Genomic DNA, 16,729 nt, shown 5'->3' with positions numbered 1-16,729 from the left:
ATCCATGAGAAAAGCGAATATCGCACGCAAAACCAGCGAAACGGACATTAAGATCGAGCTGGATATCGATGGACAGGGAATTGCAGATGTCAGCACAGGTATTGGTTTCTTAGACCATATGCTCACCGCATTCGCAAAACATGGGTCCTTCGATCTTATTGCCAAAGCCACCGGCGACCTTGTTGTCGATGATCACCATCTTATTGAAGATACAGGTATCGTCTTAGGCCAGGCAATAGCACAGGCCCTGGGTGACAAGGCTGGTATCGCACGGTTCGGTGAGGCACGCATACCGATGGATGAAGCACTTGCAGATGTCGCCCTTGACATGGGAGGTCGAAGCTATCTGGTAATGCATGCGGAGTTCAGGGCACCCAAAGTAGGAGAATTCAGCACTCAGATGGTAGTTCATTTCTTTGAAGCAATTGCACAGAATTCAAAGATAAATATGCACGCTCATGTTTACGGGGATAATGACCATCACAAGATAGAAGCACTTTTCAAGGCATTCGCCTATGCACTCAGAAGAGCTGTGACAATTGAAGGAAAGGGTATCAAAAGCACCAAAGGTGTGCTTTAATTCCGAAATTTGCTTCTCAATTTGTCATAAAATGCCTTTTCATTCCCATTGCTCTTTTTAGAAAGTCTTTCGACTATCAGTTCAGGTGTGCTCTTTGCAGTATAATTATAACGGGGACTCCTGTCAACTATCAGATTAAGGTCTGCATCCAGACCACTGGCCTCTATCCCGTCAATCCTTACAGGACAGCTTGTATTCTCCATGATCAATTCGGAGAGATGGGACACAAATATGGACATTGTATTGAGGTTCTCTGTGAGGACTTCAAGTATCCCCGCCATTATCTTTGCAGAAGCCCCGGGCTCTGTTATGGATTCAAGCTCATCTGCAAGCACTAATTTTGCCGACCCATCAGCAACCACAGAGAACTCAGTGAGGGTCGTTTCGAAAGCACCTGCATCCAAAGTTCCTTTGGACTTGGCAAAATAATAAAAAGAATCCGTCAAAGATATCTCCATTTTTTCTGCAGGTACGGGAAAGCCCATATGTGCAAGGATAATGCTCTGGGCCAGAAGTTCCAGGAGAGACGTCTTGCCTCCTGAGTTCACACCACTTAGAAGTACTACCCTGCTGCTCTCACCGTCGGGACTGAAACTATTTGCACCTATGGAATAGTCAATGGGTTCCACAGCACCATGTCTGCAAAGCAGGAAAAGGTTTCTTCCACCCGTAAAACCAATGCCTTTGCTATCTATTACCTCAGGCATTACAAGACCATACGCATTTGCAAAAGAACCTATAGCAAAGCCCACATCATAATCGAGTACCTCACGGACCATCTCCCGGGCTGATTCCCTGTAGGAGGACAATATGCGGGAAACTTCGCGCTTATGCTCGAATTTTCTCTTCCGGGCCTTTTTATCCAGATACTGTTTCAAAGCATTGATACTATCAACATCCGCTTCTACAGGATGCATGATATCTTCCGGAAAAAAAGATTCAACCATCAGTCTTTCCTTTTTCTCAAGCCCAAGTTCATTGCATATCCTTTCAACTCCTTCCCTGATAATTGAATGGTAGTTCTTATGCAGTTTCTTCCCGAGCATTTCTTTCAGTTCAATGGAACCGTTCATCACCTTCAGCATATCCTGGCCACTAAGTACCATCTGGCTGTTCTCAAGACTGGAATTAAGCTTTTCATTCATGGAACACACGGTTTGAGAAACAGATGAACCAAGCCTGCTTATGGCATCGGAGATCCTGTCGATCTCTGCATCCGTGCCATGCACAATATCACCGCTCTCATCTATCAGGGCCAGTGTGGAGGCAAGCAGTTCAAGCCTGTCATCATCCATCCTGTCAAAGAAAGTAATTCCTTTTGAACGTAGAAGCCTTATCACCTCTATTGAAGATCCAAGGGAACAAAGGTTCCTTGAAAATAAAAAGACCTCCTTTTCAGGTATAACCTTATAATCATCCAGTTCCCCGATATCTGAAAAGAATTCCGGCTCTACATCCTCCGGAAGATCGAATGGAAGATAGTCATCCCCCAGGGCTATCACCTGTGAAAAACCCCTGGAAACATCAATGAATTCAGAAAAGGAGCGAGCAAAGTGAACATCGACAAGGCCTTCAAAGCGTTTCCTGGCCTGTTCATATGCACCCTGGTCGGATGTGATGACCACCCTGTCACGGATTTTAGGACATGTATGCTTAAAGTTCAACTGGCTTACCCTTGGTAAAAGTTCAGCAATGGTCATGTCATCTTCCAGCAACCTGGAATTCTCCATATAATATGAGACAGATTCACGCACTTTCATTACCTTTTCGACCCTGCTGGAAGGATATGGATAAAAAATGTGCAGTTTATCCCTGGAGTAACGGGTATGTGCAAACTCCCTGATAAGATCGATCAATCTCTCATATACATCCATTGCTTCCCTGGTTCTTAAAAAGTCAGTAACGTCAACTCCTTCCACCATGGAGCTTACATCCTGTACAAGAGATATGGCATAGCGCTGTCCAATTCCCTCAACTTCGGAAATACTGGCGATATCCCCGGCAAGTATTGCATCAAGAGCCAGGCTTTCACTGCCAAAATGCTCTACGAATCGTTTTGACATCTTATTCCCTATTCTGGGAATATCCTGCAGAGTCATGGCGGTGGTTAACATTATGCCTCCTTTTCCGGGATGAAATTATCCAGGGTGCAGTTTGAAATACCCCTTTCAACCTTGTATCTGTCCCTTTCCGACATCCTGCTCATTGATGCTGACACCTTGGGTTGCAATTGTTTTGCATGCTTTTTGTTTCGCCTTTTATGTATTACCTGGGAATCATAGTACATGTCCCACATATCATCAACCTCATCTATCTCACTGGAAAACTCCAGACTTCCTGCAATAGACGATGGTATCTTTGTAAAATGCTCAAGCCCGACATGTCCTCCATTGCCTATCCAGGCAATATCTCCCTCTGTTACTGAAACAGGAAGATCGGGGTTCTTCCGCGCAAGCCAGCGACAGAACAGGTCCCCTATACTATGCGGGGAGTCAACCTTAACAGACAGCACACCATTAACAGGACATGGACGGGCAAACATACACAGGCGTTGATAAGAGCGACTTACATCACGCATGAAATCGTAGTGCTTCTTACCAATGATACCCTTACCGGAATAAAGCAACTCTGCATTATCCTTGCATGAACAAAGGAAACGGACCAGTTCAACCGGCCTTGAATTCCTGTGCCTCAATACCAGGGATATATATCCTTCTATATCCGGATCCCGGCAGAACATCTTATGAGGCTGCCTTCCAAACAAATTCCTGACAAGTCCGGTTGTGTCAGCCACACCCCTAAAACCAAGCAACTTCACATCATCAAGACCTGAGAATTCCATTTTTCCTTTCAGTTCATCCCTGTCCTTTGCAGATATCAGAACAACATCCGGGTTATCGACCAGCTCTTTGCACGCAAGAAGAACACCTGCCACATTTTCCCTGAAAGCCACTATCATGCACCCACCCCTGCAAATGAGAAAAGGTTTGTCTGCTTTTTGCCATTTATCTCAATGAACGGACGGGCACGTGCAAGCACAACGCCCATTCTTGCAAGCTCTTTTTCCGAACTTACAGGCCTTGACCGAATTATACGATCAGCGCCAACCGGACCGATTCCCGGAACCCTGAGCAGGGCATCCCTGCCTGCAGAATTTATGTCTACCGGGAACATTTCCGGACTGCACGATGCAAGAAGCATCTTTGGATCCGCATCAAGAAGAAAACCGTTGTCATCAAGAACAGGATCCAGGTCACTGGCCCTCAGACCATAATCCTTGAGAAGATAGGATGTCTGGTAGAGTCTTATTTCTCTCCATAGCGGAGATGGCTCATTTTTCTCAAGAGGAGTGAACGGAACCGGGTCAAAACTCATAAAATACGGCCTTCTAAGCTCATAACGGTCCATGAAATCATCAACCGTACCAATAATTTCCCTGTCAGATTCCTGCAATGCCCCCACAACGAACTGTGTGTCGTTGGCACCGACCACACGACCCCTGAAACCTGCTTCACGTCTTTTCTTCTTAATGAGGTCACGAGTCCACTGTAAACGCTGGAGTACATCGCTTTGGTAATCAAAGTTGGGGCATATCTCCGAATAGTTCACAGAACTCGTTGTCTCCGCATTCACACCAAACTTATTTGCACAATCAGCGATCTCTTCCAGAAGATACTTAGGAGTACCCGGCATCACACGGATATGTATGTATCCTGTAAAACCCTGTGTCCTCAGAAGCCCTGCCACCTCCAGTTGCCGCTCTGCTGTCCTTTCGGCATCCCCTATAACACCAGATGACAGAAACAGGCCTTCTATTGCATTCCTCCTGTAGAAGGACCATGTTATCTTTACGATTTCCTCCGGACTGAGTGTTGCACGCAGAGCATCCCTGCCACACCTGTTAGGACAATAAGTACATTCCCCTGAACAGGCATTGGTCATAAGGGTCTTGTACAGCTGGATACACCGTCCATCCGGTCCAAAAGCATGGCAGACTGCACTCTGGTTGCAACTGTCATACTTGGTACCTTCAGACAGCACCCGCATCCTTTCCATAAGCGTCATGTGGTGCTCATTAACAGGATTCCTCTGGAACATCATTTGATAGGATGCACCACATACATATAAGCAAATGGCGAGCGGGGTGAAAGTATTGAGGGCCGGAAGAGGATCTGAGTGGAAGAGAAGAAAAAGCCCTTAAAATCAAAAAAGGGACTTTGCAGCCCTCTGATACAGGTAATATTCGCGTTGAAAAATATTAGTTTTGCAGCCGATAGGAAAAGGATCATTCCTTTTTCAACCGGACTTTTACCTTCAGGATACTTATAGGTTCCAGTTTCTTCCACATGACCGTTGAGTCACTGTCGAATCTGTATTCATTCACATTCTTATCGGAGAACACCCCGTCCACTTCATATACAAAGAAACCTTCCTCCCCGTTGGTAGACACAATATTATCCTGGCCGTGTACGTTCTTCACTTCAACAACTGCAGCCTTCTTAAGAGCCTCAAGAAGTGTGGCACCCTTCTCAACTTCAACCGTTCTGGAAGGGGCAAAGATATCCAGTGCATTGAATATATTCTTATTATTCAATTGCAGAACATGGGTCTTGCCGTAAACCTTGCGCTGTATCAGATCTGCATCTTCCAGTATATTTGCATGTTTTGCAGCAACCGGAACAGAGATACTTAGTTCCCTTGCAAGTTCGGAGATATGCATTTCACCCTCAGTTAGCCTTTGGAGCATCCTGAGGCGGGTCTCACTTCCAAGTGCACTGAAAAGTTTCAAACGATCAGTGTGCTCTGGATTCTCGGAATCATTGTTATCGAGAGTGCTCATAATTAGAAGTAATTGTTGTGTTACATATATAGTTTTCTGCGTTAACAGTTCAATAAACGGGTCATTCCGGAATTAATATGTCAATTATTCTAAAAATAGAACAATAAAAATCTGTAAAAGAAGATAGAAGAAGATCAACTGTGCAAAGCTCTTCTCTGGGTCAACAGTTTTTCATCAAGTGTCTGCAGCTTGGTCGAAACAAATTCATGCGTAAGAAAATCAGGTGACACGAATTCAACTATTTCAGAACACCTCTCACTGGTAAAAGGCATGTGCTGATCCATCTGATGGAGAATTTCCATGGCAGGCAGGAGACGATCGTTAAAGGACATATCCTCAAAACCTTCCGGAAGTTCCATATCCAATGACCTGCACATATACTCGCCAGAAAGGCTGCAATGAAAATGCATGCCTTCTATGCGCCTTATAAAATCCTCTGAATGTGATGACAGAAGACCGAGTACAATATCTATGGAAGATTCCTCATCCACACACCTCATTGTCGCATTCATAAGATGCCCGGTATCAAGCACAAAGGCCCAGTTATCAAAGTCAAGCAGACTGGTGAAATAATCAGCATTTGAAGGCTCAAGGAAAGTAAGTCCCGGCCACCACAGATTCTCAAAGAAAAGTCTCACAGGTGGTTCACCACCCGGATAAACAGACACCGCCTCATTCAGAAATTGTGCAGTTGTCTCAAGCACGTCGTAGTCCGTGCAATTAAAACAACGTGTATAGACCTGCTCCAGTTCGGCATAGGATACATGGAACACTGCATAGGATGCATCCAGGCTTGCAGCATTCTCAAGTGGCTTCCTGAAATTACCAATTACCTCTTCTCGGCTGCTTCCACCGAAAACGTAAACCTTCTCAAACTCCTCCATTTCGCAGGAAAAAGCAGATGGATCCACCCAGGCCCTGTGCCTCCCCATCCAATAGGGAAGATGTACCCCTTCTATAAGGTCTGCAGGAATATCCGGAAGCGGGGAAGAATCCACAAAGAGCTCCAATCCATCCAGATCATGCCTGACAAGAAAATTCCGTATCATGCCCCAGTCAGAATCAAACATCTTCATATCATTCTCATAAAGCGAGAAATTCATAAGTTCTTTCATATTTACACCTGAAGATCATAGACCGGGATCGCACAGTTCCCCAAGACCACAGTTCTTTGCAATCCAGGCTGTAACACGCACCCAATTATCCAGTATAGTGTCCTTTTCATCCGTAAGTTCCCCAAAAGGCAGGTAAGCCTCAATATCAAGCATCTGCGGCAGGCCTTTCATAACAGATATGGCCACCCTCCTGCCTGCTGTTTCAGGGATCAGACCCCATGTGACCTCATCGGCAATATGCAGTATGGAACACGTTGCTCCGACAAGTACAGGATTCTTTGACATTTCCCTCAAAGTCTTAAAAAATGCAGCCTTCCTGTTATCACCTTCCATGCCCGAGGCAGCCTTCCAGTAATCAGTCTCACCAATCCCGAAACGCTCCAGCCTCACAAGCATATCCCTCTGGGATAGTGGAGTTAACTCTGACTGCAGCTCAAGTGCCTTAAGAGTACATTCGATCACAACAGTACCTATCAGCTCTCCAAGCTTTGAATGCTGTCCCGCATCTGTCAGCAAAAGGGGGCTCGTACCATCTGCCACCACAGCGATCATATCCGTACCTGAACCAGTGGCAATACCCCTGGAGTAACGGCTTGGTGCCATCAACTGCTGCAAAGCCACAGTCTTTGCCTCTGTGGCTGTAATTATTGCCCTTGCCATAGTGTATTCAGGTAGGTCTGCACCTATGACAAGTATAGTGTTAATAGTCCCCTGAATGAATTGATGCGAACCATTCTCCTGATAGTAGGAGGCAGGATCTCCGGCACGCCCGCCGTTCACTTCGATCCCTGCAGTCATAACAGCAGTAACTTCCACACCACGAAAAGAGCGGGTCACAATAGAAACGTTATTCATATTTGCAGCCGTCAACAAACCCGAAGAAGTAGCAGGTTCCAGTCCCAGCCTTTTTGCAATGATAGAAAGATAAGCAGGAATGCTGCCTCCGTCAAGATCCTTTGGAGCATGCTTTCCCTTTGGTACCCTGTGATTGAAAACGGACCTCAGGTCTTCCCTGTAACCACCGTTTAGCCAGGAAGTACTGAGGATCTTTCGTCCCTCTGGAAGCATAAGCAGAATAGAATCACTGTACCTGTATACTTTCTCCTTGCCTGTGGTCTCAAAAAGAAGCACGCCTTTTTCTTCCCTGTGATCGGCAACAGATTCAGATGCCTGGGACTGTATGATTTTTCGGGATCCTGATGCCATGGACATCTCCATAATATATGTCTTTGTCCTGCTACAATATCCCGGAAGTAATTACAGGTTGACACAGGACTACAAAGGTTTATGCTCTGTGTAGATTAAATAGCTTTTGAATTCTAACGAATCTGTAGCGAACAATGTCTGTATTCGGATCTATATTGACAGTACCAGAAGCAACCTATCATCTTAATCCGGCAACCCGGATACAATATCAACGCTCGTCCTTGTCTTGAGCAGTTTTACCACATATAGTCTTGCCCACACAAAGATAAAAACAGAACCCAGTATGTTACCTACTACCATCCCCCACCATATACCCGTAAGTCCCAATTCGAGGTTGAAGGCAAAGATAATAGCAAACAACGGAACGAATATGATAGCACGCAGTATCGTTGCAATAAGCGAATTAAGCCCTTTGCCCACGCCCTGGAAAAGAGACGATGAAAGCATTCCAAGGGAAACGGTAGGATAGAAAATACAGATGATCCTAAGAAACAGGATAAGATCGTCTGTGATATGGGAAGCGCTTTCTGACATGGTGAAAGCATAAGCTATCTGTGGAGCAAATATAAAGGTCATGACCGCTATGGCAGTCTCAACAATAAGACCGATCTTCATGGAATACAGGTGGGAGAAAGATAATTTCTCATATGAACCCTCACCATATGAAAAACCTGTCATTGTAACAACAGCTGTGGAAATACCAATGAGTGGGGCAAGAGCTATGGTTGCAACACGCCATCCCACCGTGTACACTGCAACTCCGTCAGTATTGCTGGCCGCAATGATAATAACATTCATGACGAGCATCATAAGAGCCATAGAGGTCTGTTGCACAGAAGCAGGTACACCTACCCTGAAAATATCCCGCAGTATTTCCCTTTCAAAGCTGAAATCCTTAAAATCAAAGGAAAGATAGGTATCTTTTTTAAAGAAAAGCCAGCTTGACATCATGACAGCGGTCACTCCCATGGAAACAACAGTCGCCCACGCTGCACCCGAAACACCCATATCTAAATGATAAATGAATATCGGGTCAAGGACTATATTCAGCAGGGAACCGAATATCATGGCATTCATGGCCCTTCTGGTGTCACCCTCACTGCGAAGTATCGCATTTGCAACGTTGGTGAAGAACAGCAGCACACTGCCACCAAATATAATACGGCCGTAAGATGTTGCCATAGCAGTTGTCTTACCGGCACCTATGAAAGTGAAGATCTGCTCTGCAAAAGTAAACAGGCTAATGGTGAAAACAGCAGATATCAGAAGCATCAGTATCATTGTATGAACTGCAACATTATCTGCACCTTTTTTGTCCCTGGCCCCAAGCCTTCTGGATATTGCCGAACCTGCGCCAACTCCCAGCCCATTTGAAAGGGCAATGATAACAAAAAAGAAGGGAAATACAAAACCAACTGCTGCAAGGGCATCTGCACCAAGACCGGAGACCCAGAAGGTATCTACAAGATTATACAGGGTCTGGACAGACATACCCAGCATCATTGGCAGCGCCAGTTTGATTATGACCTTTTTAGGGTCACCCAGCATTGACCTCATACCTGATGTTGCCTTTCCGGGGCCAATAGCCTGGACTTTTTCCCCCGCCTGTTTTCCGTTATTCATTTGAAGCCTTCTTCATATCGTTCTCAGATGAGATGTTCATGGCTGCTTTTTCCACAAGGGAGATAAACATTGCCTTTTCCTTGTCACTGAACCCGCGCAGGAGTGTATCATTTAGCCTTACTGAGATAGAAATCAGAACATTATCCATTTCACGCCCTTTGTCTGTAAGATAGATGCAATAGGCACGTTTATCACATGGGTCCCTTTTCCTTGTAACATAACCCATTTCCTCGAGCTTGTTCACAGAACGGGTTATCGTTGCCCTGTCATACCTCAATGAACTTGCAAGTGTTTCCTGGCTTACTCCGTCCTGATGGAGCAATCTCATGAAAAAAGGGAACTGACCACTTCCGATCCCATATGGTTCCAGTTCTTTTGAAAGGTAGATATTGATGGACCTGAAAAGGTGTGAGATATCCCTGCCAATGGATTCGTGTTTTTTCAGGCCGCAAATGCATATGTTCTCTGCGATATCTGTCAGAATTATCACCGGACTGTTAACTCATAAATAAATGGTTGCTATTGCAATTGTTGCATATGCAACTAATATATAAAAATACATCGTATCAGAATATAATTAACGGCCATAAGCGACAGATAACAATCCCTGTCTGCGAAAGTCTTCAGTTCACAAAGAATTCTCAGTCTACAAAAAGCTCCACACCCATAAGTTCAAGGAAGATATCTTCCAGGGAGGGAACGATCGTGCGCATTTCCACTATGTCTCCGCCTTTGGATGCAACCCACTTTGTAGTCTGGTTCACCACACTGATATCATTGGTAATGACCACATAATTACCATCTGATAGCCTGATATCCGACATTGTATATTCCTCTACCCCATCCACCCTGAACTCTAGACGGTACTGGATCCTGCCATATTCCTTCCTTATTTCCTCAGCAGTTCCAAGGGTCACCATTTTTCCGCCCTTGAGAATGAGTATCCTGTCGCAGAGGCTTTCCACCTGGTAGAGGTTGTGTGCACTGAAAATGACAGTCTTTCCTGCCTTTTTAAGCAAGCGCACATAATCAGTAATATATCTGGAAGTCATGGGATCCAGACCCGATGCCGGTTCATCATATATCAATATGTCAGGATCATTGATAAGAGAACGGGCGATTGCAACTTTACGTTTCATCCCCTTTGAGAAATCACCTATCTTTTTGCCGTCTGCATTGAGTGAAAGATCAAAAAGGAGCTCATTTATCCTTTTCTTTGCCTGTTCCCGGGGAACAGAGTAAAGCTCGGAGAAGAACAGCAGATAGTCATCCACAGTCATGCCTTCATAAAGTGGAGACTCTTCAGGAAGGAATCCAAGGAAAGATTTTATCGCAACTGCATCACGGTTAATATCCAGGCCTTTCATGGATATGCTGCCGGAAGTAGGCCTTATCAGACTGCTGAGCATCTTTAATGTGGTCGTTTTACCGGCGCCGTTGGGTCCCACTATACCGAATATCTGCCCTTTGCCAACTGAAAAGGAAAGATCATCAACAGCAATGAAATCGCCGTATTCCTTTCTGAGGCCGTTAACCTCGATAATCCCTGGTTGCACACAATGACTATAGTTGTAACTATATATAAATTATGTTATAAAATAAGAGAGGCATAGTTGATGATCAACTATGCAGTTGATTCATTGATCGTACATATGCACATCCATCTGTGGGAAGGGAATCTCAATATCCTCTTTGCCAAATGCAGCATGAATGGCTATTGTAAGATCATTTTTGACAGCCCAGAAATCACCAGTCTGCACCCAGGCACGCAGCTGAAGGTTCACAGAGGAATCCGCCAGTTCCGTAGTTACAACCGCAGGTGCGGGATCATCCATTACCATAGAATGCTGCTTGATAACATCAAGAGCTACCTGTACTGCTCTGGGTATATCCGTTGCATAACTCACACCTACATCCACAGCCACCCTGCGGGTTGGCATACGGGTCACATTAACTATTGGACTGCCCCACACAAGCTTGTTGGGAATAGTTATGAACTGGTTATCAGGTGTCAATAATTCCGTTGCCATGATACCGACAGCATGAACTGTGCCTGAAAGTCCGTTTACAGTTACATACTCACCCTTATCAAGGGGCCTTAATGATGCAATCCATACACCTGCTGCCATGTTGTTCAGTGAGTCCTGCATACCAAAACCAAGCACCAGGCCTATGACTGCCGAAAGTCCAACGACCACTGAACTGACATCGACACCAAGGGTGCTCACAACCGCAAGCAGTACTGCCACATAGAGCAACGCACGCAGGAAGCGTACGAGGAACTCAGTGACAAGTTCGGGAAGTTTAGTCTTCTTCAGCCCTCTCCTGAACATCCCGGAAAGAATTCCGGCTATCAGAAGACCGGCAAGAAGGACAACCAGTGCAAAGACAACATTTGCCAGTGTAATTGTTGTATAAGGTATTGTCTGAGATAGGATATCTGCCATTGTACCACTCCTTAAATGATTTATCGATCTTCATTTAATATGAAATTTACATGCATATATTCTTTTTCAAATATTGCAAAAAAGGACTTAGGAAATACCTATTAATATAATAAAGTACTAATAAAATCCTCATGAGCGGCTGGTTCACTATTGCAAAATGGGAGATATTGAGATCAAAACTTAAATTCGATACCCGATCAATGATAATCCTTACCTTGTCATTGATAATGGTAATAGTGGCATCCTACGCAGCATCCCATACAGGGATGAGTATGAACCAGAAAATATATCTTGCCGCAATCTCCCAGCCGCAGATCAGCCCCATTATCGATACAGACCAGAGGTTTGATCATGTCCTTGTAGACATGTTCGGCGCAAGCAATTACCATGAGTACGGGGCCGACCTTGCCATAATAGGGAACAATGTATATATTAGAGATACACGTAAGGCGGCCGCTGCAGGAGATGCACTGGAAAACACATTCAAGACATACAGAGAAGTTGTACTTAGTTCATACAATGATATTAATAACAGCCATCCTGTATGGGTAACTGTCCGTGACCTGGAAAGACCTCAGGATTTCCATCTGGCAGGTGCAGGCGATACGGCAGAAGGAATAAGCAGAGGGATACGCGAAACTGAGATGCCCGAGGGCATCCCGGGAACAAGCAGCCAGAACGGATATGCAAGCAGCGGAACCGCCAGACCCGGGTCATCGACCATAAGTCCGGAGGAAATCGCAGCCCTGGATGCCATGGAAGGGAAGACCTTCTTTGAGAGGCAGACAATCGCCACACCTTCCAACTTCTCAGCACCGATTCCATTCACAGCCATACTTTACGCTTTCCTTTTCATATTTCCCATCTACTTCATCTCACAATTCTACTCTACAAGCCTTATGGACGAACGCACCAACAGAAGAGGAGAACTTATACTGGCCGCACCCCTTAAAGGAAGAGACGTAGTCATAGGAAAAACAGTACCCTACATTGCGATAACAATGGCCATACAGGCAGCTATCACTCTATATATACTCGGCATACCGTCAACTCTTGAAGAAACAGGAAGGATATTGCTGGTGCTTGCAGCCATACTCCCTGTGGTGCTGCTCTTTTTTGCACTTTCGTTCTACAGTGCCATCCTTTCAAGGAGTTTTAAGGAACTGACATTTGCAAGCGTTTTCCTGTCAGTGATCATCTCAGGATACCTGTTCTTCCCTGCGATGTTTGCAAATATCCATGCCATAAGCTCCATCTCGCCCATTACGCTGGTAGTCAGGCTTATAGAAGGTGAAACTGTCCTGGTAAACACATACCTCTTCTCAACCCTGCCATTTTATTTTGTAGCTATCTCAGTCTATACTTTTGGAACTTTCATTTTCAGGGAGGAAGACCTTTTCACACAAAAACCCATCACTGCAAAGATCGTCGACTGCTTTGAACTGTTCCTCTCATATCCATACGGTTCCGTGTTCCTGCTCAGTATCATATTCATCCCCTTCGTATACATGACACAATTGATGCTGATCGTCATGCTTTTCAATCTGCCTGTGCCTTATTCGATAATCACGATGATCCTGCTGTCTGCAATGGCTGAAGAAATCGTAAAATCCGTTGGTATCTACACATTGTTCCAGAGAAAGATAGCAGGTATAACCGCCAGGAATGCTATTAAGTATTCTGTCCTTTCAGGTGCCGGATTCTTTGTGGGGGAAAAAGCCGTTGCACTGCTTACGCTGGCACCGATAGCAAGTTCGGCCTTTGGTTCGGTAATGACAATGGGTGCTTTACTGCTGATACCATTGTTCCTGCACATTACAACCGTTCTCATCAGCTCAATGGTAATGTACTGGAAAGGAACACGTCATTACCTGATGGCAGTGGTACTTGCAACCCTTTTCCATAGTATCTACAACTTAATAATCCTCAGGGGGCTGCTCTTTTGACCCGACATGGTAATTCCTGCAGAAAAATGAAGACAGTGGCTAAAAAGGAATTCAAGGAACTAATGAGGGAAAAGACATTCATTCTTGCCATTGTTATCCAGCTTTTCATTGCATCATTCTCAACTTTCCTTGTAATAGGACTAACATCTTTCTATGACCCAAGCATGCTGCAAAACACCGATATTGAAGGAAGTTCCGTTGCAGTCGTTGGAACATCAGAGGATGAACTTTACAGGATACTGCAGCAAAGCAATGTCAGAACATACCTCTACAATGATTTCCAGGCAGCATACACGGACTTCTATGAACGTAGTGTCGATGCGATAATCGTAACACCCCTTGGACATCCAGAGGGTACCGAGCTATTGAATGTCGATATCTACCTGCCAAAATCAGAAGTCAAAGCAACGGTTGTGTCCCTCCAGTTAAAAGAGCCGCTTGAAAAATACGAGCAGAGTGTAAGGGATATAAGGACGCAGAGATTGCCCGGTTATTCGCCCGTTGAGTTTAACATCATAAAAAGAGGACTTCGGACAACTTCCACATTCTTTGAGTTCATCTATGTAGCACTTCTTCCTCTGTTGATATTTACACCTGCATTCATATCGGGAGGTCTGATAATAGATTTTATCACAGAGGAATATGAACGCAAGACCATGGACATGCTGCTTGTATCACCCGCATCCATGCTTGAGATAGTAACCGGCAAAGCTCTTCTGGCAACATTGATCGTTCCCCTGCAATCATTGGCCTGGATGCTCCTGCTTTCCATGAACCGGATATCGATCGAGAATTCACTGCAGATACTGCTGCTTGTGACAATAATCGCTATGATACTGGTATTATCCAGTACCATAATTGCAGTCCTGTTAAGGGAAAGAGGAGTTGCGCAGTTGCTATACTCGCTTATACTGATCTTCCTCTTCATGTCATCCTACCTGTTCACTAACTCCCCCCTGAACCTGGTCACCCGCCTATCGATCCAGAGCATAGGTGCATTGGAGGCATGGGCCTGGACAGGTGGGTACCTGGTTCTGGCACTGTTACTTTATCTTGCAATGATAGCAACGGTGAAGCAGAATACAAATAACACTTAAAACATACAAATATATAGATGATATTGATGCCTGCAGAGAAACTGTCAGTCCTGAAACTTCTTCCTTTATTGTTCATCCTGCTGATATTAACAGCCCAGGCCAGTGCCGGCGGCATCCGTGAAGAGGACATATGGATATTCCAGGGTTCCTATGAACTGGGGACAGGTGAAAGAGCACATCTGGAAGGATTCACCGTCAAGATACACGAAATAAACGCAAATGAAACTTATTCTACGTTGCTGATATACAGGAACGGTGTATTCAAGGAGGCCTTCCGGGCAGACACTGGCCTGAACAATGAACACACATACAATAATGAGTTGAAGATAGACATACTTACCATCACCCCGGAAAAAGTATCCATTGACGTATACAAACAGAAAAGTGAGCTTGTATGGATAACCGACATCCCCCGAACAGCCTTCAAAGCAGGAGACACCCTGACCGCAGAGAACTATAAGCTCACTGTTGCGGGTATCAGCGAAGATGGTGCCCATATAAAGGTACAGTTTGGAAGCGATATCCACGACAGAAACTATCAGAGCGGGGAATACCAGAAGATCTCTGATGATTTCATGATCAATGTGCTCTACCTGAAAAGGGAAACGGGAGAAGTGTTCATAGAAACACTGAAACCCGGCTCACCCGGGATAAAGATAGATGTTGCCAATTTGAAGACCATTTATGAACCTGATGAGTATATAGAGTATGAATTAATCGTCACGAACAACGGCACCATACCACTGCATGGGATAATACTCAATGTTGAATGTGAGCAGGGATCCGTTTCACAGGAAAAGCAGCAACATTCAATACTGGAACCCGGCAAGATGAAAAAGTTCAACATAAAAATAGAGCCATACAACCATCCTGTAGGCGGGAGCATAAGTATCCGGTCAAATGTCCTGGGATATGACTACAGGGCCAATGAATACAGCGCCGGGACAACTACAGAAACAAGTATCAAGCCGTACATATCCATCAAAAAAGAGATCATATCAATGAAAGGGTCATCATCTGAACCGGAATCTGGAATCGAGGAATATTTCAATGTGAAAATAACAATCCAGAATAAGGCTGATTCCCGCAAAGCTGTCACTGTCACAGATGAACTGCCTGCATCCTTCATTCCTGACAACCTTCGTGATACCGAGTGGGCAATCTTACTTGAGCCCGGGTCAACAACAACGATTGAATATTCAACATCTCCCACAGAACCTGGCGAGTTTACATTCTCACCTGCAACAGTGGTCTGGAAAGACGAAGGGAAAACCTATATGCTGGAATCAGAAAGAAATGACATGACATTTCATGTAAGCGGTCCCGATATCCTGGTAGAGAAAGAACTCAGTTCCAGTTACATGCTTGTAGGAGAGGAGATAGCCATCAACATATGGATCAGCAATCAAGGCGACAGAAACCTTAAAGCATCATTCAGGGAGAGAATACCCAATGAGCTCACATTCATCGAGGGAGATGACGGATGGGAAGGAACGATTGAAGCAGGAACGACAAAAGAGTTCAGTTATGTTGTCAGGGCGGAAAGGGCAGGAGAACATTATCTGCCGGAAACAGAACTTATCTTTGAGGATGGAAATGGAAGAATGGGAAGAGCAACATCATATGAACCTTTCCTCTACATAGATGATGCGATTTCAGAGGAGGAGAATGCCTATATCGATGGACAGGGCTACGAACATGATATTGAACCTTTTGGCTCACATCCAGGAACTGGGGCCGAAAATTCAGAGATCACACGAGTCCAGGCTGCAGGGTTCCTTGCCTCTTCCTTTGCAGCACTGTTCAGCCTGATTGCCGTAGTACCGGTCTTTGCATATTTATATATAACAAGAGTATATAAGTGAGAATAATAAC

At 44.9% G+C, this 16,729-nt stretch carries 14 protein-coding genes; 4 read left to right on the top strand and 10 right to left on the bottom strand.

The genetic code is table 11. The features are described 5' to 3' along the window. The first annotated feature begins 4 nt into the window (after positions 1 to 4). A complete protein-coding gene (gene hisB / locus V7O64_RS10375; protein ID WP_407355330.1) occupies positions 5 to 580 on the top strand; it encodes an imidazoleglycerol-phosphate dehydratase HisB in 576 nt (191 codons plus the stop codon). Here the strand turns inward: hisB and V7O64_RS10370 are convergent. From V7O64_RS10370 to V7O64_RS10325, 10 genes are all read right to left on the bottom strand, one after another. Continuing rightward, positions 577 to 2,694, bottom strand: coding sequence for a MutS-related protein (locus tag V7O64_RS10370; protein ID WP_407355329.1), 2,118 nt, complete (start codon positions 2,692 to 2,694; stop codon positions 577 to 579). The two genes, hisB and V7O64_RS10370, sit on opposite strands and share 4 nt — an antisense overlap. After that, positions 2,694 to 3,539 (bottom strand): DUF4130 domain-containing protein, encoded by an 846-nt coding sequence (locus V7O64_RS10365; protein ID WP_407355328.1) that lies wholly within the window; start codon positions 3,537 to 3,539, stop codon positions 2,694 to 2,696. The genes V7O64_RS10370 and V7O64_RS10365 overlap by 1 nt, the downstream gene beginning before the upstream one ends. Then, on the bottom strand, positions 3,536 to 4,681 hold the full coding sequence (locus V7O64_RS10360) for a radical SAM protein (protein ID WP_407355327.1): 1,146 nt from the start codon (positions 4,679 to 4,681) through the stop codon (positions 3,536 to 3,538). Before V7O64_RS10360 ends, V7O64_RS10365 begins: the two co-directional genes overlap by 4 nt. A gap of 184 nt (positions 4,682 to 4,865) precedes the next feature. Then, entirely contained in the window at positions 4,866 to 5,420 is a 555-nt protein-coding gene (locus V7O64_RS10355) for a helix-turn-helix domain-containing protein (RefSeq protein WP_407355326.1), read from the bottom strand. Positions 5,421 to 5,554: 134 nt separating this feature from the next. After that, positions 5,555 to 6,535, bottom strand: coding sequence for a sugar phosphate isomerase (locus V7O64_RS10350; protein ID WP_407355325.1), 981 nt, complete (start codon positions 6,533 to 6,535; stop codon positions 5,555 to 5,557). Positions 6,536 to 6,550: 15 nt separating this feature from the next. After that, the gene (locus V7O64_RS10345) at positions 6,551 to 7,741 is read right to left on the bottom strand and encodes an adenosylcobinamide amidohydrolase (protein ID WP_407355324.1); all 1,191 of its coding nucleotides are present in this window, start codon (positions 7,739 to 7,741) and stop codon (positions 6,551 to 6,553) included. Positions 7,742 to 7,924: 183 nt separating this feature from the next. After that, positions 7,925 to 9,364 carry an MATE family efflux transporter gene (locus tag V7O64_RS10340; RefSeq protein ID WP_407355323.1) on the bottom strand — a complete coding sequence of 480 codons (1,440 nt, stop codon included), beginning with the start codon at positions 9,362 to 9,364 and terminating at the stop codon, positions 7,925 to 7,927. Next, positions 9,357 to 9,854: a MarR family winged helix-turn-helix transcriptional regulator gene (locus tag V7O64_RS10335; RefSeq protein WP_407355322.1), complete on the bottom strand. Its 498-nt coding sequence runs from the start codon at positions 9,852 to 9,854 to the stop codon at positions 9,357 to 9,359. The genes V7O64_RS10340 and V7O64_RS10335 overlap by 8 nt, the downstream gene beginning before the upstream one ends. Before the next feature lie 151 nt (positions 9,855 to 10,005). Further along, positions 10,006 to 10,920 carry an ATP-binding cassette domain-containing protein gene (locus V7O64_RS10330; protein WP_407355321.1) on the bottom strand — a complete coding sequence of 305 codons (915 nt, stop codon included), beginning with the start codon at positions 10,918 to 10,920 and terminating at the stop codon, positions 10,006 to 10,008. 81 nt (positions 10,921 to 11,001) lie between these two features. After that, entirely contained in the window at positions 11,002 to 11,811 is an 810-nt protein-coding gene (locus tag V7O64_RS10325; RefSeq protein ID WP_407355320.1) for a mechanosensitive ion channel family protein, read from the bottom strand. Between the two features lie 131 nt (positions 11,812 to 11,942). Between V7O64_RS10325 and V7O64_RS10320 the strand changes: the two genes are divergently transcribed. Genes V7O64_RS10320 through V7O64_RS10310 form a run of 3 tightly spaced genes read left to right on the top strand, consistent with a single transcriptional unit; the run spans position 11,943 to position 16,719 of the window. Continuing rightward, a complete protein-coding gene (locus tag V7O64_RS10320; protein WP_407355319.1) occupies positions 11,943 to 13,757 on the top strand; it encodes an ABC transporter permease subunit in 1,815 nt (604 codons plus the stop codon). Next, on the top strand, positions 13,754 to 14,854 hold the full coding sequence (locus V7O64_RS10315) for an ABC transporter permease (protein WP_407355318.1): 1,101 nt from the start codon (positions 13,754 to 13,756) through the stop codon (positions 14,852 to 14,854). The genes V7O64_RS10320 and V7O64_RS10315 overlap by 4 nt, the downstream gene beginning before the upstream one ends. Positions 14,855 to 14,880: 26 nt before the next feature. Next, positions 14,881 to 16,719 (top strand): hypothetical protein, encoded by a 1,839-nt coding sequence (locus V7O64_RS10310; RefSeq protein ID WP_407355317.1) that lies wholly within the window; start codon positions 14,881 to 14,883, stop codon positions 16,717 to 16,719. Positions 16,720 to 16,729 lie beyond the last annotated feature (10 nt).

The organism is Methanolobus sp. WCC5, from assembly GCF_045690325.1.
In the GTDB taxonomy this organism is placed as follows: Archaea; Halobacteriota; Methanosarcinia; order Methanosarcinales; family Methanosarcinaceae; genus Methanolobus.
Note: the sequence above shows the minus strand (reverse complement) of the source record. Positions and strands in the feature narration are given on the sequence as shown.

Excerpts from the sequence above, each read along its gene's own strand:
- V7O64_RS10365 (WP_407355328.1), bottom strand. The coding sequence starts at position 3,539 with ATGATAGTGGCTTTCAGGGAAAATGTGGCAGGTGTTCTTCTTGCGTGC.
- V7O64_RS10310 (WP_407355317.1), top strand. The coding sequence starts at position 14,881 with ATGCCTGCAGAGAAACTGTCAGTCCTGAAACTTCTTCCTTTATTGTTC.
- hisB (WP_407355330.1), top strand. The coding sequence starts at position 5 with ATGAGAAAAGCGAATATCGCACGCAAAACCAGCGAAACGGACATTAAG.
- V7O64_RS10340 (WP_407355323.1), bottom strand. The coding sequence starts at position 9,364 with ATGAATAACGGAAAACAGGCGGGGGAAAAAGTCCAGGCTATTGGCCCC.
- V7O64_RS10370 (WP_407355329.1), bottom strand. The coding sequence starts at position 2,694 with ATGTTAACCACCGCCATGACTCTGCAGGATATTCCCAGAATAGGGAAT.
- V7O64_RS10355 (WP_407355326.1), bottom strand. The coding sequence starts at position 5,420 with ATGAGCACTCTCGATAACAATGATTCCGAGAATCCAGAGCACACTGAT.
- V7O64_RS10325 (WP_407355320.1), bottom strand. The coding sequence starts at position 11,811 with ATGGCAGATATCCTATCTCAGACAATACCTTATACAACAATTACACTG.
- V7O64_RS10360 (WP_407355327.1), bottom strand. The coding sequence starts at position 4,681 with ATGATGTTCCAGAGGAATCCTGTTAATGAGCACCACATGACGCTTATG.
- V7O64_RS10320 (WP_407355319.1), top strand. The coding sequence starts at position 11,943 with ATGAGCGGCTGGTTCACTATTGCAAAATGGGAGATATTGAGATCAAAA.
- V7O64_RS10350 (WP_407355325.1), bottom strand. The coding sequence starts at position 6,535 with ATGAAAGAACTTATGAATTTCTCGCTTTATGAGAATGATATGAAGATG.
- V7O64_RS10345 (WP_407355324.1), bottom strand. The coding sequence starts at position 7,741 with ATGGCATCAGGATCCCGAAAAATCATACAGTCCCAGGCATCTGAATCT.